Annotated in this window: 19 protein-coding genes; 10 read left to right on the plus strand and 9 right to left on the minus strand. The window is 59.4% G+C overall.

Annotated elements, in window-relative coordinates; genetic code table 11:
- Positions 1-45 precede the first annotated feature (45 nt).
- The gene (locus J7447_RS25780; protein WP_077293365.1) at positions 46-1,227 is read right to left on the minus strand and encodes a pyridoxal phosphate-dependent aminotransferase; all 1,182 of its coding nucleotides are present in this window, start codon (positions 1,225-1,227) and stop codon (positions 46-48) included.
- Positions 1,228-1,457: 230 nt separating this feature from the next.
- On the opposite strand from J7447_RS25780, the gene J7447_RS25785 reads away from it, so the two are divergent.
- The 5 genes from J7447_RS25785 (at position 1,458) to J7447_RS25805 (ending at position 5,807) form a co-directional block, all read left to right on the plus strand.
- A complete protein-coding gene (locus J7447_RS25785) occupies positions 1,458-2,546 on the plus strand; it encodes a GTP-binding protein (protein WP_209171405.1) in 1,089 nt (362 codons plus the stop codon).
- A gap of 12 nt (positions 2,547-2,558) precedes the next feature.
- Entirely contained in the window at positions 2,559-3,536 is a 978-nt protein-coding gene (locus J7447_RS25790; protein WP_152509494.1) for a WD40 repeat domain-containing protein, read from the plus strand.
- A gap of 36 nt (positions 3,537-3,572) precedes the next feature.
- Positions 3,573-4,073, plus strand: a complete 501-nt coding sequence (locus J7447_RS25795) for a DUF2937 family protein (RefSeq protein ID WP_023003636.1) — start codon at positions 3,573-3,575, stop codon at positions 4,071-4,073.
- A gap of 99 nt (positions 4,074-4,172) precedes the next feature.
- Complete coding sequence (locus J7447_RS25800) at positions 4,173-5,072, plus strand: LysR family transcriptional regulator (RefSeq protein ID WP_209171406.1); 900 nt, start codon at positions 4,173-4,175, stop codon at positions 5,070-5,072.
- Between the two features lie 171 nt (positions 5,073-5,243).
- A complete protein-coding gene (locus J7447_RS25805) occupies positions 5,244-5,807 on the plus strand; it encodes a TetR/AcrR family transcriptional regulator (RefSeq protein WP_209009354.1) in 564 nt (187 codons plus the stop codon).
- Positions 5,808-5,940: 133 nt separating this feature from the next.
- Here the strand turns inward: J7447_RS25805 and J7447_RS25810 are convergent, their stop codons facing one another.
- The gene (locus J7447_RS25810; protein WP_023003630.1) at positions 5,941-7,014 is read right to left on the minus strand and encodes a Glu/Leu/Phe/Val dehydrogenase dimerization domain-containing protein; all 1,074 of its coding nucleotides are present in this window, start codon (positions 7,012-7,014) and stop codon (positions 5,941-5,943) included.
- Between the two features lie 240 nt (positions 7,015-7,254).
- On the opposite strand from J7447_RS25810, the gene J7447_RS25815 reads away from it, so the two are divergent.
- On the plus strand, positions 7,255-9,174 hold the full coding sequence (locus tag J7447_RS25815) for a DUF1007 family protein (RefSeq protein ID WP_353653819.1): 1,920 nt from the start codon (positions 7,255-7,257) through the stop codon (positions 9,172-9,174).
- Here J7447_RS25815 and J7447_RS25820 read toward each other — a convergent pair whose 3' ends face one another.
- The 3 genes from J7447_RS25820 to J7447_RS25830 all read right to left on the minus strand — a co-directional run bounded on the left by J7447_RS25820 (position 9,175) and on the right by J7447_RS25830 (position 12,053).
- A complete protein-coding gene (locus J7447_RS25820) occupies positions 9,175-9,933 on the minus strand; it encodes a gamma-glutamyl-gamma-aminobutyrate hydrolase family protein (RefSeq protein ID WP_023003626.1) in 759 nt (252 codons plus the stop codon).
- Between the two features lie 82 nt (positions 9,934-10,015).
- Positions 10,016-10,684 carry a response regulator transcription factor gene (locus J7447_RS25825; RefSeq protein ID WP_031270556.1) on the minus strand — a complete coding sequence of 223 codons (669 nt, stop codon included), beginning with the start codon at positions 10,682-10,684 and terminating at the stop codon, positions 10,016-10,018.
- A 7-nt stretch (positions 10,685-10,691) separates the two neighbouring features.
- A complete protein-coding gene (locus J7447_RS25830) occupies positions 10,692-12,053 on the minus strand; it encodes a cache domain-containing protein (protein WP_055661157.1) in 1,362 nt (453 codons plus the stop codon).
- A 189-nt stretch (positions 12,054-12,242) separates the two neighbouring features.
- Here J7447_RS25830 and J7447_RS25835 point away from each other — a divergent pair, with 189 nt between their 5' ends.
- The 3 genes from J7447_RS25835 to J7447_RS25845 all read left to right on the plus strand — a co-directional run bounded on the left by J7447_RS25835 (position 12,243) and on the right by J7447_RS25845 (position 17,141).
- Positions 12,243-13,343 carry a TRAP transporter substrate-binding protein gene (locus J7447_RS25835; RefSeq protein ID WP_077291725.1) on the plus strand — a complete coding sequence of 367 codons (1,101 nt, stop codon included), beginning with the start codon at positions 12,243-12,245 and terminating at the stop codon, positions 13,341-13,343.
- 75 nt (positions 13,344-13,418) lie between these two features.
- Entirely contained in the window at positions 13,419-14,453 is a 1,035-nt protein-coding gene (locus J7447_RS25840) for a TRAP transporter small permease subunit (RefSeq protein ID WP_023003617.1), read from the plus strand.
- A gap of 21 nt (positions 14,454-14,474) precedes the next feature.
- On the plus strand, positions 14,475-17,141 hold the full coding sequence (locus J7447_RS25845) for a TRAP transporter large permease subunit (protein ID WP_152505488.1): 2,667 nt from the start codon (positions 14,475-14,477) through the stop codon (positions 17,139-17,141).
- Positions 17,142-17,221: 80 nt separating this feature from the next.
- Here J7447_RS25845 and J7447_RS25850 read toward each other — a convergent pair whose 3' ends face one another.
- The 3 genes from J7447_RS25850 to J7447_RS25860 form a co-directional block, all read right to left on the minus strand.
- Positions 17,222-17,911 carry a hypothetical protein gene (locus J7447_RS25850; protein WP_209171408.1) on the minus strand — a complete coding sequence of 230 codons (690 nt, stop codon included), beginning with the start codon at positions 17,909-17,911 and terminating at the stop codon, positions 17,222-17,224.
- Entirely contained in the window at positions 17,908-18,630 is a 723-nt protein-coding gene (locus J7447_RS25855; protein ID WP_023003610.1) for a response regulator transcription factor, read from the minus strand. The genes J7447_RS25850 and J7447_RS25855 overlap by 4 nt, the downstream gene beginning before the upstream one ends.
- A 152-nt stretch (positions 18,631-18,782) precedes the next feature.
- On the minus strand, positions 18,783-20,753 hold the full coding sequence (locus J7447_RS25860) for a PAS-domain containing protein (RefSeq protein WP_209171409.1): 1,971 nt from the start codon (positions 20,751-20,753) through the stop codon (positions 18,783-18,785).
- Between the two features lie 168 nt (positions 20,754-20,921).
- Between J7447_RS25860 and J7447_RS25865 the strand changes: the two genes are divergently transcribed.
- A complete protein-coding gene (locus J7447_RS25865; RefSeq protein WP_208993453.1) occupies positions 20,922-22,835 on the plus strand; it encodes a S8 family peptidase in 1,914 nt (637 codons plus the stop codon).
- A gap of 33 nt (positions 22,836-22,868) precedes the next feature.
- On the opposite strand, the gene J7447_RS25870 is transcribed toward J7447_RS25865, so the two are convergent.
- Complete coding sequence (locus J7447_RS25870; RefSeq protein WP_209171410.1) at positions 22,869-23,129, minus strand: hypothetical protein; 261 nt, start codon at positions 23,127-23,129, stop codon at positions 22,869-22,871.
- Positions 23,130-23,138: the final 9 nt, after the last annotated feature.

Raw genomic sequence — 23,138 nt, forward strand, 5'->3', positions numbered from 1 at the left:
TGTTAACCTTGGTCAGGTCTAGCGATCAGTATTTGTGCCAAGTGTTCAGTTCTTGCGGTTTTCGTTCAGGAATTTTTCTATCCGTCCAAGCGCATCGCGTATGTTGTCCGTGGAATTCGCGTAAGACAATCTGATGTAGCCTTCGCCCAATACACCAAAGTCGGGGCCGCCGATGGTCGCAACGCCGGTTTCTTCCAAGAGGGCGGATGCAAGTGCCTTGGCCTTCCAGCCGGTCTGCTTGATATTCGGAAAGGCATAAAAGGCACCAAGCGGAACGCGGCAGGAAATGCCCTCGATGGCGTTCAGGCCGTCAACGGTCACCTTGCGCCGGCCGTCGAATTCCCGAACCATGTCCGCCACTGCGGTTTGCGGTCCGGTAAGCGCTGCAAGAGCGCCGAACTGGGCGGGGGCGTTGACACAGGACCACGCGTTGACCGCGAGCTTGCGCGCCTTGTCGATCAGGCCTTCGGGCCAGAGGGAAAAACCCATCCGCCAGCCGGTCATGGCATAGGTCTTCGACCAGCCGTCGAGCAGGATGAGCCTGTCGCGCAGCGACGGGAACCCCAACAGGGAGACGTGTTCCATGCCGTCATAGGTCATCTGCGAATAGATTTCGTCGGACATGACGGCTACATCAGGAAAGCGTTCCAGCCCGGCGACGAGCTTTTCAATTTCATCGCGGGGGGTGACGCCGCCGGTGGGGTTCGCCGGCGAATTCAGGATCAGCAGACGGGTCTTGTCGGTGATCAGCGACAGCGTCTCTTCGGCAGAAAAGGCAAAGTCGTTTTCCTCGCGGATCGGAACCGGCACGGGCCGGGCGCCGGTGAACTCGATCATCGAGCGGTAGATCGGGAAGCCCGGATCGGGATAGAGAATTTCGCTTCCCGGTTCGCCGAACATCAAGATGGCCATGAACATGGTGACCTTGCCACCGGGAACGATCAGAATGTTGCCCGGGTCAGTCTCCACTCCGTGACGTTTCAGAAGGTCGGCGGAGACTGCTTCGCGCAACGGTGCAATGCCGGTTGCGGGCGTGTAACCGTGCTGACCGTCGCGCAGGGCCTTGATGGCCGCTTCAACGATGTGATCCGGCGTTTTGAAGTCCGGCTGACCGATGCCCAGGTTGATGATGTCGCGGCCTTGTGCGGCAAGTTCTGTTGCCCGCGCCAGCACGGCGAATGCGTTTTCCTCGCCAATCCGGTCAAATCCGCCAATCGTGTGCAGCATTTTGGTCTCCATGCCTTTGCGCGCTTCCTCAAGCCGACGTTAATGCGGTGGACAAGGATTTGAAAAGGCTGAAGAACGGTCAAAGCGTTCGGGCGAGTGTCCACAGGTATGCCGGGAAAAGGGAAATTTCCGTACCGCTCTCCCAATACGGCGGTGAAATGCTTATATTCGCGCCCAAGCGGCCCGCCGACCGGCGGGCGACCCTTTATCTTCTGCCAGGAAAGCGCGCAATGACTGCGACCCAGGACAGCCAGGCACAGATCCCCGTTACCGTTTTGACGGGGTATCTGGGTGCCGGCAAGACCACACTTCTCAACCGGATCCTGACCGAAAACCACGGTCAGCGTTATGCGGTCATCGTCAACGAGTTCGGCGAAGTCGGTATCGATAACGATCTGCTCGTGGAATCCGACGAAGAAATCTTCGAAATGAACAACGGCTGCATCTGCTGCACCGTGCGCGGTGACCTGATCCGCACTGTGCAGAACCTGATGAAGCGCAAGAATGCCTTTGACGCGATCATCGTCGAAACCACCGGCGTTGCCGATCCGGCTCCGGTCGCACAGACCTTCTTCATGGACGACGATGTGCGTGCCGCCGCGAAACTCGACGCGGTCGTCGCCGTTGTCGATGCCCGCCACGTGCTGCAGCGTCTGGAAGACACCGAAGAGGCCGAAGACCAGATCGCCTTTGCCGACGTCATCCTGATCAACAAGACCGATCTCGTCTCGGGCGAAGAGCTTGCCACCGTCGAGGCGCGTATCCGTTCGATCAATCCGTATGCCGTGCTCCACCGGAGCGAGCGTTGCGGTATCGAGATCGCCAAGGTGCTGGATCGGGGGGCGTTCGATCTCGACAGGATCCTGTCGCTCGATCCGCATTTCCTCGAGCATGGTCATCATGCCGACGAATGCGGTCCGGACTGCGACCATGACCACCATCATCACGGCCACGACCATCATCATGACCATGGACACGATCATGGACATGGGCATCAACATCATCACCACGATGAGGATCCCCATTCGGTGAAGAGCATTTCCCTGAAGGCAGGCGACCTTGATCCCAACATGTTCTTTCCCTGGATCAACCAGGTCACGCAGGTTCAAGGCCCAAACATTCTGCGCCTGAAGGGCATCATTGCCTTCAAGGGGGATCCGCAGCGCTATGTCATCCAGGGGGTGCACATGATCGTTGAAGGCGATCATCAGCGCGACTGGAAAGAGGATGAGCCGCGAGAAAGCCGCCTGGTCTTCATCGGACGCGATCTCAACTGGGATGTCCTGAGAGACAGTTTCCAGGCCTGCGCCGCGCAATAAGGAAGAAGAGACTTGCCGACAGTTGCTCCCGTGGAGGTGGACGGCTTCGTCGTCCGCGCCGGCTATCTGAAAGACACGGCCTTTTTTGCGTCCGGAGAAGGCGACATCGTCCTGTCCGGACAGGGTGAAACGAAACTGAAGCCGCACAAGGCCGGGCTTCTGGCTGCCGAGCCGACAATCGACGGCAAGGGGCTGATCACATCGGGTGACGACGGCTGCATCTTCCTGAGTGCGGCGGACGGATCGAGCGAATGCGTTGCCGAACGGCCGCGCAAGTGGATCGACCTGATCGCTGCCGGACCGTCCGGTGCGCTTGCCTTTGCCAGCGGCCGCACCGCCTGGGTGCGGTTCGCGGACGGGCGCGAAAAGGAATTCGCGCATGAACGGGCCGTCGGCGGTCTTGCCTTCGCGCCCAAGGGCATGCGGCTGGCAGTCGGGCGCTACGACGGAGCGACGCTCTGGTGGGCCGGCACGGACGGCGCACCGGTCGAGCTCAGCTGGAATGGCGCGCATCTGGGCGTGAGCTTTTCGCCCGACGGCAAGTATGTTGTTACAGCCATGCAGGAAAACGCGTTGCACGGCTGGCGCCTGTCGGACAGCCAGGACATGCGCATGACCGGCTACCCGGCCAAGGTCAAGTCGTTCAGCTGGTCGGTCAAGGGGCGATATCTGGCGACCTCCGGTGCCAATGCCGCGATTCTCTGGCCGTTCTTCGGCAAAACCGGGCCGATGGGGCAGACACCGCTGCAGTTGGGCACAAGGGGTGACAACCTGGTCAGCGCCGTTGCCTGCCACCCGAAGGAGGATGTCGTTGCTGTCGGCTATCAGGACGGCATGATCCTGATGTGCCGGTTCGAGGACAATGCCGAGGTACTGCTGCGGCGCCCGGGCCTGGGGCCGGTGTCCACAATGGCCTGGGATGCCGATGGAGTTCGGCTGGTCTTCGGAACGGAAACCGCGGAAGCCGGGATCATCAGTCTGCAGGACTGACGGGCCGTAACCTGGAAAGGGAGATCCTGACACGCGATGGCACGTATCATGATGCTGATTGTCATGTTGCTGAGTGGAACCGCGACGTCCCAGTTGCCGGAGTTCACACAGCAATATCGCCAGCGACTTGGTGGGGCCATCGACGCTCTGGAGGAAATTCTGGCCGATTTCAATCGTGACGCCGCGCGTTACGGGCTGACGTCGGCAGAAGCCATAGCGCGTCAGAAATCCTCCGAAGATCCCTTTATCAGAGCACGCGGCGACAGCATGCTGAACGCCGAAATCCGCTTGAGCAGGCTGAAACTGCAGCGGGAAGAGCTTGAAACGGCCGGGCCGCTGGATCGCATGATCATCTTTGCGCGCGGCTTCGACCCAACCCTGGCGCAGGCAACGGCCGAAGACTACGAGCCAGCCGTTCCGGTAACGCCGGCCGGCTTTGCCAGTGCAGGTGTCGGTGCGCTTGGCGGGCTCCTTGTCATGCGCCTGCTGATCGGCGCAGCGCGCCTTGGGCGCCGCACCAGACCTGCCCGGCACTAAACGCCCCCGCCAGGCCGGCCTTTGGCGAAGCCTTTGACCGGCCGCCGGAAAATACGCTAAGCAGGGTTTCTGGAATGGCCCCAACGGGAAGGATGCCGGATGGACGCAATCACGCGGATGCGCTGCTTCATTCAAGTTGTCGATTCAAACGGATTTTCCGCAGCGGCCCGTGAAATGGGGCGTTCCAAGGCGCTGGTCTCGAAATATGTCGGCGAGCTGGAAGACGAACTGGGCGTGCGTCTGTTGAACAGGACCACCCGTCAGGTGTCGCTCACCGAAGTCGGCGAAGCCTATTACAAGGAAGCTGCCGAAATCCTGCAGCGGATCGATGACCTGCAAGCCTCGGTTCAGTCCTCGCACCAGGAAGTCCGTGGGCGTTTGCGTGTTTCGGCTCCCCGTTCGATGGGCGACGACCTGCTGAATCAAGCCATGATGCATTTTCTGGTGAAGTATCCGGAAATCAATCTGGACCTCAGGCTGGAAGACCGTTTCGTCGATCTCGTGGAAGAAGGTTTCGATCTTGCGGTCCGGGTCACCCAACTGGAAGATTCCAGCCTGATCGCCCGCAAGATTGCTCCCTTTCGCACCGTGGTGTGCGCCACGCCTGAAACGATCGAGACCTATGGGGCGCCGAATGTGCCCGCCGATCTTTCCACACGGCCTTGCATCATCGATACGAACTACCGCTTCAAGCAGAACTGGGCCTTCTACACGAATGGAGAGCGGTCGTCGGTGGCAGTGAAGGGCCCGCTGGAAGTCAACAGCGCTGCCGCGGCGCGCGAAGCGGCGTTATGTAACCTCGGTTTCCTTCGTACACCGCTGTTTTTTGTGTCCAAAGATATCCGCGACGGCAAACTGGTTACGCTACTGGAGGCCTATGAGGAGCCGATGCGCGGTATTCATGCAGTTTATCCGCACCGCCGGCACTTGAGTGCCAAGGTTCGCGCCTTTGTTGATTTTCTGGTCGAATGGTATTCGTCAGGTCAAAACGACTGCTGATTTTTTTTAGCTGGTTCAGCTATTTTCCATTCCTTTGAGAATACGTTTTCGGATTTTTTTTCCGTTTCGTTTTTCTTGGTTAAATGAATGTATTCTGTAAATTTCTATCTATGGTTATTTAAGGGAAATTACTTACAATAAGTTTCGGTGAAGGTTTTCCTTGAAAAGCCGATGTATAAATCCCAAGGTTTACTCATGGAAAACGCGCAGGAACATATTGCCGCTCGCCTGGAAGAGGTTTTCTGGAGCCGGGGTTTCGCCGAGCCGAGCGTTCCCGAGCTCAGGGCCGGCGCGGGTGTCAGCATGCGCACGCTTTACCGTCATTTTCCCTCACGCGAAGCGATGGTTCTGGGCGCCCTTGAATACCGGCATCGGCGCTATCTCTCCTATGTTCGCGAAGGTGTGACGTCGCCCGGGCTTGAAGCCGCCGTTCAGCTGTTTGACAAGCTGGGTGGCTGGATGCGCATGACGGCGGGCAAGGAGTGTCTGTTCCGCCAGGCGCTTGCAGCAAATCCCGGCAGCACCGAAATAGCGGCGATGGTCAAGCGCCACAAAGGCGAGCTTCTGCGTTTCTTCGGCGAATTGAGCGGGCAGGAAAGCTTCGCCTCGCGTCTTTACCTCCTGCATGAAGGCGTCACCGCCTGTTATGCGGAAATGGGGGAAAGAGCCGTTGAGGACGCGAAGAACCTCGTGAGGCAGATGTTCAAGGCAGCCAACGAAAGCCAGCTTTCCTGACCTGAGCATTAAATCAGGCGCACTGTTGCAGTGCTTTCTTCTGCCGACCGTATGCAGGCTCGACAACCGGAAACAGGCAAAGCAAAAAACGGCGGCTCAAGGCCGCCGTTTCCGTCTTTCGTGAAAGTTTTAATCAGGCCGACTTCGCTTTTGCCAGACGCTCTTCCGCCATTGTGTCGGCCACGCGTTCCGGGGTGCTGCCTTCGCGGGCGGCCCGCTCGAAAATCGTTGCCAGGGTTTCGCCGATCGCGATCGTCTTTTCACGCACCAGCTTGTCGCCGCTGTCCGCTGTTGCCAGGGCAATGGAGATCACGCCGCCGGCATTGATCGCGTAGTCGGGAGCGTAGAGGATGCCGCGTTTCTTCAGGGCCTCGCCGTCCGCCGGCGTCTGCAGCTGGTTGTTGGCGGCCCCTGCAACGATCTTCGCCTGGATTTGCGGAACGGTGCGAGCATTGAGGCCTGCCCCGAGAGCGCAGGGAACGAAGATATCCGCCTCCACCATATGAGCTTCGGCCGGATCAACCGCTGTGGCTCCGAACGCATCGATGGCACGCAGCACAGCCGGTGCATGAATGTCGGAAACAATGAGCCTTGCACCGGCTTCGTGAAGCTGGCGGGCAACGTCATGTCCCACGTGGCCCAGCCCCTGCACGGAGACAATCTTTCCGGAAAGGTCGCTGCTGCCATAGACAAATTTTGCGGACGCCTTGATACCTTCGAAGACACCGAGAGCCGTATAGGGCGACGGGTCGCCGAGGCCGGTTGCCTTGGTGCCGCGCACATGGGCGGTCTGGCGGGCAACGGCTTCCATGTCGTCTGGCGACACGCCGACGTCTTCTGCGGTGATGTAGGTGCCGGACAGGCGCTCCACATGGCGGCCGAACGCCTCCATCAGGGCTTCGGACTTGTCCTTGCGGGGGTCGGCAATGATGACGGCCTTGCCGCCGCCGAGATCAAGGCCTGCCAGAGAGTTCTTGTAGGTCATGCCACGGGACAGGCGCAGGGCATCCGTCAGCGCATCCGCCGGGTTCTCGTAAGGCCAGACGCGGCAGCCGCCAAGTGCCGGGCCGAGCGTGGTGTCGTGGACGGCAATGATTGCCTTCAGGCCGGTGGCCTTGTCCTGGACGAAAACGATGTCTTCGTGATCGCCCATCTCCGGATGATCGAAAACGGCACTGTGGTGAACTGATTTATGCAAGGCGTTCATGGCTGGCTCGGTGCAGTGGTTATTGTTGTGAATATTTTAGGCTGCATCCCGGGAATATTGTCTTTTTTCTCCTAATTTTGAACGTTGTATGAGTTGAAACATTCCTCATTTGATTTCTAAGGGTGAAAATTGTTCCTCGGGCGTTTTGCGCCGCGAAATTGTCGCGGTCATCTTCCTGCCGTCTTCTCTGGTCAAACAACGCACTGCGTGTCATGTAAACATATTACATCTGATCAGTGGGTGATCCCGTTGCGCTTGCTTTCCACCTTTCGAGCCAAGGTTCTTCCTACGGCCTCTCGCCGTTTCCTGTTGGGTCTGGGTCTTCTGTTGGCTGCTCTTTCCGGAGCCAGTGCGCACCCGCATGTCTTTGTCGAGGCACGAAGCAAGCTGGTTTTCGACGATGCTGGACAGGCGATTGCGCTTCAGCACGTGTTTCGTTTCGATGATGCGTTTTCCGCTTTCGCCATCCAAGGCTTCGACAAGGATGGCGACGGTCACTATTCCCGTGAAGAGCTGAGTGAACTGGCGAAGGTCAACGTGGAGAGCATGGCCGATTACGGCTATTTCACGTTCGGTGACAATAGCCGGGTCGAATTCGATTTCGATGACCCGACGGATTACTGGCTGGAAGTGGTCAAGGTTCCCCTCAAGGACTACTGGGTGATGAAGCCCGAGGACTTCGAGGCCATGGAGGAAGATGTCCGCATGAATGGCGGCTCCATGCCGGAGGATGTGAACCTGCTGGAACTGCATTTCACGTTGCCGTTCAAACAGCCCAGCGATACCGAGAGCCTGATCACGCTCGACGTTTACGATCCGACCTATTACGTCGATTTCCGCTTTGGTGCGGGGGACGATGCACTGGGAACGGAAAACGCACCGGGCACTTGCCGTGTGAGCCGCAAGGAACCGCCGCCGCTGGATGATGCCGAAGCCTATGCACTTGCACAGATCGGTGCAGACCAGCGTGACCTGCCGCCCGAGCTTCAGTCCGCTGCCGCCTCGCAGGTCAATCAGATGCTGGTTGCCTGCGGTGATGCAATGGCCGCCGCGAGCTCCTCGTCCGGAACTTCGGAAGCCGCAACGCCCGAAACCACGTCCACGGACACTGCTGCCAGCTCGCCCGCCGATGCTGCCGCCGCAATTACGGCTGCACTCGATACGGCGAAGGCTTCAGAAGAAGCGGTTGCCGCGCCTAAGGCGGGTTTCCTCGATACGGTTTTCGGGACAATTGCAGTCAAGCAGAAGGAATTCTACCAGGAGCTGGTCGCCAGTCTCAGGGCCTTCCGCAACAATCCGCATGCGGCCTGGCTGCTGATGGGGCTTTCCTTCGCGTATGGCATCTTCCATGCCGCAGGGCCTGGGCATGGCAAGGCCATCATCACGTCCTATGTGGTTGCCAACAACGAGACCCTTCGCAAGGGTATTTATCTCTCCTTTGCCTCGGCATTCGCACAGGCGGTGACCGCGATCCTGCTGGTTGGCGGTCTGGCCGTCGTTTTCAATCTCACCAGCATCGCGATACAGGATACGGCGCGGTGGTTCGAGATCGGATCCTATGTGCTGATCACCGGTCTGGGCGGCTGGCTGTTGTGGCAGAAAGCCCTTCGTCCGCTGGCCATGAATGTGGCGCCCCGTCTGTCAGGCTCGCAACTCGCGCTCGCGGGCGCTTCGGCGGCCGGTCATCACGGTCATGGCCACAGTCACGATGGCCACCATCATCATGGTTACGATCATCACCACCATGACCATCACCACCACGAGATCGGTGCAGATGGCGTGTGCACCACATGCGGTCATGCCCATGCCCCGACGCCGGACATGCTTCAGGGCAAGATCACCCTTGCCCGGGCCGTGTCGATCATTTTTGCAGTTGGTCTTCGGCCCTGTACCGGTGCGCTGGTGGTGCTGGTCTTTGCTCTTTCGCAAGGCATGATCGCAGCCGGCATCACTTCCACCCTGGCGATGGCGGTTGGCACCGGTATAACCGTCTCGCTGCTTGCAGGCATGGCAGTCGGGGCCAAGGAACTTGCCGTGCGGCTTTTCGGCGAAGGCAGTCCGATGGCGGTGAAGGTTCACCGGACGATCGAAATCGTCGGGGCAGCCATCGTCTTCCTGCTGGGTCTCACGTTGCTGATCGCAACTCTCGGCTGGGGCTGATTACAAACCCAGGCGTTTGACGCGGTAGGCCCGGACGGCATCACCGAAGGCGGCAAACAGCTTCTTCGACGGGCCGTCCGTCGACACCCAGTATTCCGGGTGCCACTGTGTCGCGAGGACGTAGCCGGCACTATCCTTGACGGAGGCCGCTTCGATGGTCCCGTCTTCAGCTTCCGCTTCCGTGATCATGCCATTGCCCAGCCTGCCGACAGCCTGGCGGTGGAGTGAATTCACCTCGAAAGGCTCGCTGCCGACAACGGTGGCCAGACAGCTGCCTTCGGCGACTTCCACCGGATGGGCAATCCGGAAACGTTCGTCCTGCCGTTCTGATGTCGGCGCGCGGTGATCGGCGCGACCTTCAAGGGACTGGATCTCGGTCAGCAGCGTACCGCCAAGGGCAACATTCAATTCCTGCATGCCGCGGCAGATGGCAAAGACGGGAATGCCGCGTTCGACGGCGCGCTTGAGCAGCGGCAGTGTCGTGGAATCGCGGGACGGATCGTATGGACCGTTCTCTTCCGTCGGCACTTCGCCATAAAGTTCCGGATTGACGTTGGACCGGGAGCCGGTCGCCAAAACGCCGTCGACCTGGTCCAGAGCCGCATCCAGATCCAGATCTGCCCCGAGGGACGGCAGGATCATCGGGATGGCATCGGAGCCTTTCAGCACGGCCTGCAGATAGGTTGAGGTCGCGGCGTGCCAGTTGTAGCCCTCGATGGTTTTCACATCGGCGGTTACCAGGACAAGTGGTTTGGTCATTTCATGCCTGTCAGATGGGAGATCCATGTCTCCGGAAGTGTTTGGCCAGGGTGTGGACCCAAACAGATTTAGCCGAGCCGGATCAGTCCAGCAATCCCAGATCCTGCGCGACCTTATAGAGCTGAGCGGCATTCTTGTTGCCGACCTTTTCCCGCAGGTTCAGGCGGTGGGATTCGACAGTGCGTACGCTGATGCCCAGTTCCTTGGCGACTTCCTTGTTGGGCTGGCCTTTGGCAATGGCTGTCAGCACCTGGCGCTCCCGATCGGTCAGCCCGTATGGGTCTTCCACCGGTGCGGATGTGCCGGCACCAACCAGCGTCGGGCCGACCGCGGAGGAGAAATAGTACCCGCCATTGGCGACACTGGTGATCGCAGTGATCATCTCGGCTGCGGAGATATCCTTCAGGATGTAGCCGCGGGCACCTGCCTGGACGACGCCGCGCACATACTCCGGGTTGTCGTAGACCGACAGGATCAGTACAGCGATTTCAGGCAGCGTCTTGCGCATCTGGGTCGCCGCTTCCAGCCCGTTCATGACCGGCATGGACACATCCATCAGGAGAACGTCGGGGCGCAGGTCTCGGGCGAGAGCCAAGGCATCGCGGCCGTTTGTCGCTTCACCGACCACTTCCAGGTCGGCCACCTTTTGCAGCCGGGCCCGGATACCGTCCCGAACCAGCTCATGGTCGTCTGCCAGAAGAACGCGGATGGGCCTGGTAAATGACCGGGGTGAAGGTGAATGCACTGTCATCTTTGCATCATGCCGCTTTTGCCGCCGCATTGTCGAGCGGCATCTGGACTTTAATACGGGTTCCGCCGGAAGCACGTCTGCTCAGGGTTAACCGGCCACCATAGGTTTCGATCCGCTCACGCATGTTGCGGAAGCCGAGGCCGCCGGATTTCGGCAGCGGGCGGGGGAGGCCGACACCGTTGTCTTCCACCGAGAGCACAAGCTGCTGCATACCGACCTTGAGGGAAATTGCGACCTCACTGGCGTGGGAATGGCGCGCTACATTGGTCATGCATTCCTGAACCACACGGTAGAGGGCGGTCTTGGCGCCTTCCGACAAGCGGGCGTGGCATTGCTCCGCCTGAACGTTGACGGTGATGCCCGACTGGTTCTGGAACTCCTTGCCGAGACTGCCGAGCGCCGCCGCAAGGCCCATGTCGTCAAGGACACTGGGTCTGAGATCTCGCGATATCCGCCGGACCTCGGCAATGGTTCCATCCAGTGTCTTGAGGCATTTGGCTGCCTGAACCTGAAGATCCGGATCCCGGTTGGCCTCGCTATGGATCATTTCAACGCCGTAGCGCACGGACACAAGAAGTTGCGAGATACTGTCATGCAGTTCGGTGGAAACGCGTTTGCGCTCCTGTTCCTGCACCTGGAAGATCCTGTTGGTCAGTTCCTTCAGCTTGGTGTCCGCAAAGCGCTGTTCGGAGAACCGCACACCGGCGATGAGGAAACCCGCAATGACGATGGCCGCAAGCGTGATCATGAAGGTGACGAACAGTGTCTGGCGGATGGAGCGGGCAAAGTCGGTGCGGATCGCGGTGACCTCGCGGGCGATGTCATCGGTGTAAAGGCCGGTGCCAAGCATCCAGCCCCATTTGTCGAGCAGGATTGCGTAGCCGAGCTTTTCCTCGACCGTGCCTGTCGAGGGCTTGTGCCAGACATACTGGTGGAAGCCGCCGCCGTTCTGGGCCGCCTCGATCAGGTTGCGGATGACGTAGTCGCCATTGTCATCCTGGAGCTGCCACCAGTTTCCCCCCACCAGGTGCGGCAGCTTGGGATGGACCAGGTTGGTGCCGTCGAGCGTGTAAACGAAGAAATAGCCGTCGTAGTCGAAGGTCAGATGCTGCAGGATCATCTTGACCTTTTCCTGCGCCGCTTCGCGACCTCCCGGTTCTTCCTTGTAGATCTGCTCGATCGAGGTGAGAGCGAGACTGACGTAGTTCCGGATTTCCTGACGCTTGGAGGACAGGATGCGCTGTTCCACTGCCTGGGTCTGCGTGTTGATCAGTTCCCGAGACTGATAGTACGTGGCCGCACCGATGAGTACGGAGACGGCGATCAATGGCAGGATCGTGATGAGCAGCAATTTGGTCTTGAAGGTCACGAATTTTGCTCTCTTGTTGCGCGAACATGCGGCAAACGATTATCTCTCTTGCGTGGTTCTCGGTAGTATTACTGAGAAGCTGCGCAGAACCACGAATAGCGCTTCAGACACTCGGTCAACTAGACATACCTCGAGATCGGTGCAAGTGTGTACCCGGTCCGAAATCGGGTCCGATTAGGGAGGAAACTAATGGATCGTCGTTCGTTTATCAAAAAGGCTGGTATTGGTGCCGGCGGTGTTGCCGCTGGATCCTTGCTGGCTGCTCCGGCAATTGCGCAGGGCACCAAGGAAATGGTCATCGTGTCCACATGGCCGCGCGACTTTCCGGGTCTCGGTATTCCGGCACAGCGCCTCGCAGCCCGTATTGCAGAGCTGACCGCAGGCCGCCTCAACGTTCAGTATTTCGCCGCTGGCGAACGCGTTGGTGCCTTTGACTCCTTCGACGAAGTCGCTTCCGGTAACGCGCAGGCCTACATCGGCGCCGATTACTACTGGAAAGGCAAGCATCCGGGCTGGGCAGCATTCACTGCCGTGCCGTTCGGCCTGACCCAGGCTGAAATGGACGCCTGGATCAAGTACGGCGGCGGCCAGGAACTGTGGGATGAGCTGGCTGGTGAATTCGGCCTGAAGAACTTCGCCATGGGCAACACCGGTGTCCAGATGGGCGGCTGGTTCAACAAGGAAATCGAAACCGCTGACGACCTGAAGGGTCTGAAGATGCGTATTCCGGGTCAGGGCGGCGACGTCATGGCGAAACTCGGCGCGTCTCCGGTCTCCCTGCCGGGTGGCCAGATCTACGAAAACCTTGTTTCCGGCGCGATCGATGCAACCGAGTGGGTTGGTCCGTTCAACGACTACTTCATGAAGTTCTACGAAGCTGCCAAGTACTACTACTATCCGGGCATGCACGAGCCGGGCGCCATGCTTGCTCTGGGCATGAACAAGGCATTCTGGGATAGCCTCGACAAGGTCGATCAGCAGATCATCGTTGCAGCGTGTGCGGAAGAAAACTCCAACACGATGGCTGAAACAAACGCCAACAACGGTAAGTACCTGACCCGCCTGATCAACGAGCACGGCGTTGAGCTGCGTGAATTCTCCGACGAGATCTACGACAGCTTCGGTGAAGCCGCTCAGGAAGTTCTGGAAGAAGCGATGGATCATTCCCCGCTGTCCAAGAAGATCTTCGAGAGCGTCATCAACGCACGTCAGGAAATCGGCAGCTACATGGCGATCGCCGACATTGCCTACAGCAACAAGCGTAACCGTTACCTCGGCATTCCGAAGTAATCGGTTGAGCAAATAAAAGGGGCGGGAGAAATCCCGTCCCTTCTTCTTAGACAAAGATAAAAAGGCACAGCCACGATGACGGCCTTGGACAATGTTCAAGACGGCTCGCCTGTTATGAATTCCGGTGGTAAAGCCTCGCCGGAGAGCGCCCGCTTCTTCCGCCTGTGCGGCTGGATCGTATTGGCGATCATGACGGCGTTTCTGCTCAACAACTACCTGACCTATTGGCAAGACCTTCCAGGCATTGCGCCCATTTTCGGCGGCGCGGCCAATGGATCCATGCCGATTCTCTGGTCCTGGTTGCAATTGGCGCTCTATGCGGCGTTTGTCCTGTTGGCCTTCGGCTATGTGCGGACGAACGGAAACACGCTGCGTGAAGACAGCGTCCGGATCACCAACATCAACGCCTATCTCATCAGGGCCTGCTTCTTTGCGGTGCTGATCGTCGGGCTGGTCGACAGCGCGATCTCGTTCCTGCGCATCGAGGGCTTTCTGCCCGATGTCGTCGGGCAGGCGCTTGCCGACGATCTCGGCAAATCGCAGTTCCGAGGCCCTTATGTGCACATGCCGCTGATCGCGCTTTCATTCGTGATTGCAGCCTTCACCCGCACGCTCGGCTTCACCTGGCTTGCGCTTCTGGTGGTTGCCGCCGAACTGATGATCGTGATCGGCCGTTTCGTCTTCTCCTACGAGCAGGCCTTCCTCGCCGATCTCGTGCGGTTCTGGTACGCGGCGCTGTTCCTGTTCGCCAGTGCCTACACGCTGCTTGAAGAAGGGCATGTTCGGGTCGACATCTTCTATGCGGGCCTGTCCTCGAGAGCCAAGGGCATCGTCAACGCGGTCGGTTCCGTTGTGCTCGGCATCAGCCTTTGTACCGTCATCCTGGTCATCGGCATGGGCGGCAAGCAGAACATCATCAACAGCCCGATCCTGACCTATGAGACCACGCAGGCCGGCTTCGGTCTTTACGTGAAATATCTCATGGCGGGTTTCCTGGGCGTGTTCGCCGTTTCCATGATGATCCAGTTCGTGGCCTATTTCCTGGACGCGGTTGCCGATATTCGCGGCGAACCGGGTGGCCGGGATCATGACAGCCACACTGTTCAATAGAGCCTGACGAGACCGCTTGATATGGAACTTTTCTTCCTTCTTCTCCTGGTCGTCCTGATGGCGATTGCGCTTGGTTCGGGTTTCCCCGTCGCCTTCGCGCTCCCCGGATCGGCCATCCTGACCATCGGCATCGCTGCCGGATCGGGCTATCTGTTTGCCGGCGACCCCGGCGCGTATTTCTCTCACGGTGGCCCAAGCCAGTGGCTCAGCGCTGGGGTGACGAACTTCCGTGGCATCTACTGGGAGGCCGAGCGAGATACGCTCATAGCCATTCCGCTGTTCGTCTTCATGGGCATCATGCTTCAACGATCCAAGATCGCTGAAGACCTGCTGGTGACGATGGCACGGCTGTTCGGCCCGGTGCCGGGTGGTCTCGGTATCTCCGTGGTGTTCGTGGGGGCTCTTCTGGCAGCCACCACGGGCATCGTCGGCGCAACCGTTGTCGCCATGGGCCTGATCTCGCTGCCGGCCATGCTGCGCAACAAGTATTCGGTGCCGCTGGCAACAGGAACGATTGCCGCTTCCGGGACACTGGGACAGATCATTCCGCCGTCGATCGTTCTGATCATTCTGGCCGACCAGCTTGCCAGTGCGGTCGATCAGGCCGGTTCGCTGCGCCAGACACTTTACAAGGCGAGCACCGGCGAGCTGTCGATGCCGTCGGACTACTCTGTCGTGTCGACCAGTGCCGGCGAAATGTTCCTGGGTGCCTTCCTGCCGGGTCTTGTCCTGGTTGGCCTCTACATGCTGTTCATTCTGGGTTTCGCGCTGTTGAATCCGAAGTCGGCACCGGCAGTCCATGAAGAAGGCACCTTCACGCGTGCGTTCGCAGGCAAGGTGGTCCTGACCCTGGTGCCGCCGCTGGCCCTGATCTTCTTGGTGCTTGGTTCGATCATCGCCGGTGTCGCTACCGTGAACCAGGCTGGCGCCATCGGTGCCGTCGGTGCGATGGTCATGGCCGGTTATCGCCTTCGTGACGGCAAGCGCGGAGCCTACAGCCCGGCGATCCTGGCCATTCTGGCCTTGCTGGGGCTGGCCGTGGTTGTCAGTTTCTTCGGCTCGGTCAACATCAAGCTGATCCAGACCAGCGACGATGTTCTCGCCCTGGTGCTGGCTATCATCGCCGTTTCGCTGCTGCTGATCGCGGTCCTTTGGTCCGGTTGGCGTACGCTGAAGTTCGAAGACACCATGCGCGGAGTGATGGTGGAAACCGCCAAGACCACCGCGCTTGTGTTCATCATTCTTCTCGGCGCTGCCATGCTGACTTCTGCCTTCCGTGCCTTCGGCGGGGAAGAGCTGGTCAAGAACTTCCTGCAAGGCCTGCCGGGCGGGTTCTGGGCTCAGTTCCTGATCGTGATGCTCGTGATCTTCATCCTCGGCTTCTTCCTCGATTTCATCGAGATCGCCGTCGTGGTGGTGCCGATCGTTGCACCGATCCTGCTTGCCGATCCTGAAGCAAACGTCACCGCCGTGTGGCTTGGCGTGATGATCGGTCTCAACATCCAGACCTCGTTCCTGACACCGCCCTTCGGCTTCGCGCTGTTCTATCTGCGCGGCGTTGCACCGGCCGTGGTCAAGACGCTGGACATGTACAAGGGCGTGGTTGCGTTCATCTGCCTGCAGTTGCTGGCACTCGGCATCGTCGGGCTCTATCCGCAGCTTGTGAACTATCTGCCGAACCGCTCGTCGCTGCTGTCCGAGACAGCTCCTCCGCCAAAGAACCCGCGTTTGCAGTACTGCATGGAGACCCTGATCTACGAGGACTTCCAGCAGAACGGCGACAAGATCCTGTCGGCAATCCAGTCGGTCGAATCCATCGACATGAGCTATCTGCCGGAAGATCTGCGCGATGATGTCATGGACGGTCTGGAAAAGGCGAAGGAAGCCATGCCGCAGATGGAGGCGATCCATCAGGCTGAAGCTGAAGTAGCAGCAGCGGCAGGGGCCTACAAGCCGGTGCACACACAGGTTCGTGCCATCGAACGCGATGCCCGCCGTCTTGATGACCGGATCGCCGACCTTCAGGTCATCGTTGACCGGTCGGGAGAAACCGGCATCTACACGGCTGCACAAGGTGAGCGTGCTCAGGCTCGCATTGACGAGCTGAAAGCCCGGCATGAAGCCCTGATGGCTCAGGTCCCGTCCGATTGGCAGGATACCTACACAACCTTCGCCAAGATCCAGAAGGCAGAGGATGTGGCCCGGATGACCTATCGTCGGACTGTCGATCAGGCTTACGAGCCGATCGCGGAGCTGAAGGCGATCCTCAACGGTGCTGATCTTGTTGCAAGCTTCAAACCGGAACTCGAAGCCCTGAAGGCCGAAGTGCCGACGCTTGAGCCGGAAGCGGCCGAAGAAGCGATTTCGGCCATGCGTTCACGGGTTGGAGATGCGGAAGGCACGAGCGATATCCGCGATGGCCTGAACGAAGCCCGCAAGATCATGCGCAGCCGTCAGCCGAACGCGGAAGAAGCTGTTGCTGAAATCGACAAGTCGATTGCCGCTCTGGATGCGGATCTTGCCTGGCGCCGCAAAGGGGCCGAGGAAATCCTGCCGCAGCTGGAAACCTTCGATGACACCGTGGCAGCCAATATCGGTGTGAGAGCCCAGAACCGTTTGCCGACGGATATGGCTCTGGATGTTGCCGGATGTCTGTCCGGGCATCGGGATATTTCCCTGAGCTTCTGATCTTCAGAAGCTTTCCAAGATGCAAAAAGGGCTGCCCCGGTGGGCAGCCCTTTTTAATTGTCTGATTGGCCTTGCGGAAGTCAGGCGAAGCGCTGCCAGGCGGACGTGAAAATACCGGCGGCTTCGGGCGCTTCAACAATTCGGCCATGACACATGACGATCCGTTTCACGGGCCAGCTGCCAACGGCTTCCTGAAAGGGGACGATGCCGGATTTGTCGCGGATCGCGTAGCGGTGATAGAAGGCCACTCCCGGCGCGCCGTAGCAACCGATTGCCCTGAAGAACAGTTTTTCGGTGAAATTGTGTTCCGGTTGATAGTTATAGAGCAGGTCAGCCGTTACCAGTGTGCCCGAACGCCGGTGAAAGAGAACCGTTTCGTTCAAGTCGTGCCCGCTCAGTGTCGCATGCTCGATTTCTCCATCAGCCACGACTGTTTTGTCAGTGACAATTTCCGAGTTCGTGATCTTGCCGATCTTCCGTTCAAGCCCTTTGGGAACAAGTACACGGGCATTGGGAAAATGGTCCTGTGCGGCGCGCAAATACATGTGATGGAAAAGGTTCGGCGCAAAGAGCACCGCGATCTCGCCCAGGCTGCGGAGGGCGTTCCTGACATCCTCGTCCAGTGCCACCGGAGAGTGGAGCACCAGTCCGCCGGAGGTTTCCAGAACGGTCATGCGAAGGCTGCCCTTGCAGCCGAGCCTGGTAAAGGTGGTATCGAGCGTCCAGAGCCCTTCGTCGAGTTTTCGGAGTTCCTGTGCGGAGTTGCTCATGACCACTTCACATCACAGGCCAGCATGTAGCCGGAACCGTAGATGGTGCGAATGTGGGCGGGCTCGTTCTTGCGGTTGAGCTTCTTGCGGATGCGCGAAATACGCACGTCGATGGACCTGTCGAGGCTCTCGTCACGGCCGCCATGTTCAAGCAGGTAGTCTCGCGACAGCACGCGCTTGGGAGCTCTCAGCAGAGCTTCCAGCAACGTGGCCTCTCCGGTGGATAGAAAAGTTTCCTCGCCTTCCGGAGAGGTCAGGCAGTGGGAGGCGGGCTGGTAGGTCCAGCCTTCGAACCGGGCGCAGTCGACGCTGGCCTTCACCGGTGCCTGGTCTGACGAGCGACGCAGAATGGAGCGGATACGCGCAACCACTTCGCGCGGGTCAAACGGTTTGACCACGTAATCATCCGCGCCAAGTTCCAGCCCCATGACACGGTCGGTGGAATGTCCGCGCGCCGACAGAACGATGATCGGCACTGATGACCGGCGTCTGATCTCGTTGATGAGCGCCATGCCCTCCATATCAGGCAGGCCGAGATCGACGATGCAGGCATCCGGTGTTTCCAGGCCGAGTGCGATCAGCATCTGTGAGGCCGTGGAAAAGACCTTGCCTTCCATCTCGAACTGGAGAAGGGCATCCAGCAGCAAGTTGCCGATTTCCGGTTCGTCGTCGACGATGAAAACCGTGCGTTTGGTTGCCTGGAGGGAGCGTGTCTGCAAGGCGCGTTCCTGTGTCCTAGATCAAGGGTTACTGATTTCGATCCGTCTGTGGGATCGTTTGAGCGGAAAAGCCTGGCAACTGAGACCGGCAAGTTGGAAAGGGGCTCGGGACCAGAACTGATGGGTCAATCGCAATACTCTTTGCATAACCTTCAGGCCGGATCTGGTGTGGGGCTGAGAATCTTTTGCAGGGTGTCTGCAAGTTGAGCATCTGCGAAGGGTTTCGCCAAGACCGGAAATTCACAGGCGCATTCCTGTCCTGCAAGGTCGGACCAGTCGGCGTAACCTGACATCAGTGCAATGCCCAGATCTTGACGCTTCTGCTGGATCTCGCGCGCGAGGGCCAGACCATTGATCTGCCCCGGCATGATGATGTCACTCAACACTCCCCGCAATTCGGGAAGGTCCAGCGCCAGGCTCCGGGCGTCCTCCGCGTTTTCGGCTCTCAGCACCGCGTATCCGAGGTTCTGCAACTGGTCCGTCACCGTGTTGGCAACATCCGGGTCATCCTCCACCAAAAGCAGAAGTTCACCCTGACCCGGTTTCAAGGGGAGCGTTTCGCCCTCGTCCGCGTCCCGGCCAGTAGTTGGCGTGATACGCTTATAGGGCAGATAAAGGGTCAGATAGGTGCCGACGCCCAGGGCGCTGGAGATGTGGATCGCGCCGCCTGACTGGCGAATGAAGCCATAGACCATGGACAGGCCGAGCCCGCTGCCCGTGCCGAAGTTCTTGGTGGTGAAAAAGGGTTCGAAGACACGCAGTTGCGTGTCCGGATCCATGCCGCCGCCAGTGTCGCCTACGGTAATACGCGCAAACCTGCCGGATGGAATGCCCAGGTCTTCGGCTTCGCGGGTGTCCAACTCGCATGCATCCAAAGTGATAGTCAGCGTGCCGCCTTCCGGCATCGCATCGCGTGCGTTGAAGGCCAGGTTGATCAGCGCTGTTTCCATCTGCGTCGGGTCGATGCAGGCGCCGATTTCCTTGTCCTGAGCGGTAATCGTCACGTCGACCGAAGGCGGTAGGGAACCTTCCAGCAATCGGCCGGCACTGGCTATAACCTTGGCAAGCGACACATTCTGGGGATCGATCGCCTTGCCACGGCTGAAGGCAAGCAGGCGCTGGATCAGATCCGAGCCGCGCTTGGTGGCTTCGAGCATCGGTGACAGCTTGCTGTCGAGGGTTTCGCGGTCGAGCGGCGTTTCCATACGCCCGAGAGACAGAAGATTGCCCATCAGGATCGCAAGCAGGTTGTTGAAGTCGTGGGCGAGCCCACCGGTGAGCTTGCCGACGGCATCCATGCGCTGGGACTGCACAAGCGCTGCTTCTGCCTGCTTCTGGTCCGTGGCGTCGAGCGACAGCACAAAAATGCCCAGGGTCCTGCCGTCCTTGGTCATGTCCGGAATGAGGGTCGAGCGCATGTAGGCGGTACTGCCGTCCGAACGATTGCGCTGATATTCGTAGCTGACGGCATTGCCTTCAAAGGAGCGGTTGATATGAGGCTCCAGCTCCTTGAACAGCTCCTCGCCAACCACTTCCGGTGCCGGCCGTCCCGCGATCGAGGCAACCGAGTGGCCGAACCAGTCGGCGTAGCGGCGATTGGCGAAGCGGAAGACGGGGCCGGGAGACAGATAGGCAATCAGGGCAGGGATGTTGTCCGTCACCAGACGGAGCCAGTCTTCCGACTGCTGCAGTGCCCGTGTGCGCTCTTCCACCGTTCGTTCCAGCTTTTCCTGCCGGCGGCGATCCTCGGTGACGTCCGAATAGGTTGTGACGAACCCGCCCTTCGGCAGTGGGGTGCCTGAAACGGCGATCACCTGGCCATTTGGACGGATGCGTTCGAAATAATGCGGTTCGAACAGCTTGGCCCGTTCCAGCCGGCGCTGGATCTTGCCTTCGATATCGCCGGGGCCATATTCGCCGCGCTCGGCGTTGACACGCAGGAACGCTTCCAGATGTGTGCCACGACGAGCCAGTTCCTGAGGAAAATCAAGCATTTCCCAAAGGCCACGATTCCACGCGACAAGTCTGAGATCGGCGTCGAAGGCCGAAAAGCCCTGATTGATGTGGTCAAGCGCGGCCTGCATCAGATCGAGCTGCGTCTTGAGCTGTTGTGTCTCCTCCATGGGGGGAGAGTAAGCCCGAAAAGCAGGTTTGACCATTCATCCGAGAAGAGAATGGCAGTCCTTGCCGACAAGACCCGACGGGGGTCACGTGCAGGCCGAAAAACTTCGCCTTTCATGATATGCTGGCCAAGTATTTTTGACTTTGTTTTTCCTGCGATGGAGGGATCCATGCAATTAAAGAAACTTGATCCGAGGCTGCGCCGGTATGCGGCCGAGGCAGAACTGAAATCATTTGACGACGAAACCGCCCTCGACACCTTTCCGTCCGCTCCCGCGTCCCTGGAGAGCACTTCTGCCGGGTCGCCGCCGCTTGGAGAGGTCCGGCGCGTTCTGGTCGAACTGCAGGCGGATCAACCGCCCGCGGCCTTTGCTGACTTTCATTGGGTACATGTGGCCGGGAAGATCTATTCCGTCTCGCTTCCGATGAACAGGCTGGTGGAGCTGCATGCGCATCCGTCGGTGGAAACCGTCGAAGCCGGACGGCGCTGGTTTCCGATGCTCGAAACTTCCCTTGCCGAAACCAGGGCGAATACGGTCCATCAGGGCAGTACCGGCGTCCCGGGCCGAACAGGGGCCGGTGTTCTGGTGGGCATCATCGATTACGGAATGGATTTCACGCTCGACGATTTCCGCAAGGCGGACGGCACCACAAGGCTGGCCTTTCTCTGGGACCAGCGCCTCGACGCCCGTCCGGGCGAGAGCGCGCCGGATGATTTCGCCTATGGCGTGGAATATGGGGCCGACCAGATTGACCAGGCGCTGAATGCGTCTGATCCGTTCAGTGTTGTCCGGCACAGGCCGGATCCGGCTTCGCATGGCACACATGTTGCGGGAATCGCGGCAGGCAATGGCAGATCGCACGATTCCGACTTCGCAGAAGGAGCGCATCTTGGAGCAGCGCCCGAAGCCACGTTGATCTTTGTTCAGCCGGATACGCGCGACGGGTCCGGCACATTTACCGATTCCAGCCACGTGGTCGATGCAGTTGCCTACATCATGAACAAGGCGGATGCGCTCGACATGCCCTGTGTCATCAACATGAGCCTCGGGCAGAATGGCGGTAGCCATGATGGGGAGAGCCTTGTCGAAAGGGCGATCGACCGTCTGCTGGAGCCTCTGGGGCGGGCGTTCGTGAGCGCGGCGGGAAATGAACATGTCTGGCATGGGCATGCCGCCGGAAACATCAAGACGGGCGAAAGCCGGGAACTGCGCTGGAAAACGGGTGGTGGCATGCCTTTGCCCGATGGCACCATCACCCAGACCGGAACGGACAGGACGTCGAGCGAGCTGGAGATCTGGTATTCGAGTGTCGACAGGTTTGCCGTGACACTGACTGCACCGGATGGAACACAGTACGGACCGGTGACCCCTGGTAAATCCCTGCTGCAGGACGAGGTCTTTATCGATTCGGAGCGCTTTTCGAGCTTGAACGGACAAGCGCGGATCTACATGCAACTGGAAGCGCCATTCGGGCTCGGGATGCTGAGGTCCGGTGTCTGGACCTTGAAACTGGAGGCACTGGAAGGAGAAAACGGCCGGTTCGACGCCTGGATCGAGCGTGATCTGCGTGACCGGGACAACAATTATGCCGATCAGTCTTTCTTCCAGGGAGGCGATTTCGACCCTGTCCGCACGCTCGGCACTCCGGCAACAACACGCAGGGCAATTGCGGTTGCCAATTACAGCCACTATTCACTTTCGCCGGCGGCTTCCTCCAGCCGCGGGCCCACACGCGACAATCGGAACAAGCCAGAGGTTGCCGCCCCTGGAACAAATATTGTTGCGTCCTGCGCGCAAGGCGGACGGAACAACGGCAACGGCGGAGTCCACCCGATGCGTGTGTTGAAATCCGGCACCAGCATGGCTGCCCCGCATGTTGCCGGTATTGTTGCCTTGCTGTTTCAGGAAGCGCGCTCCTTGTCGGCGCCCCAGATCGCAAACATCCTGATGGCGACGTCGGACAATCCGGACGGCATACCGGGGTTCGATGTTGCCTGGGGCTTTGGCCGGGTGAACGCGGCGCGTGCCCTGCGGCTGCTGCGCGATCCCGATCAGCCGGGGCGCACCGATGCAGTGATTTGAGCTTTTTGATGTGAAAAACAGGATGCGGCGTCGTTAGCGCCGCATCGCACCGCCGACCTGGATATAGGTGACAGCGGTATCCTCAGCGAGCGAGTTGAGGTTTTCTGTGGTGACGAGCAACGTCATCAGGTGGCTTTGAGGGCTCCAGGACAATAATTCAGGAGTGCCCGCGCTGGTGGTGCGCATAGCCAGGTCGTCCGGGGTCTTGCCCGGTGCAAGTTCGACCATCGCCTTCATTTGCGCCGAGGGATCGTTTCTCATGATCGCCTTGCGCGCCTGCGGGCTGAGTTTCATCTGCCTGAA

Source organism: Labrenzia sp. R5_0 (assembly GCF_017743835.1).
GTDB lineage: Bacteria > Pseudomonadota > Alphaproteobacteria > Rhizobiales > Stappiaceae > Roseibium > Roseibium algicola.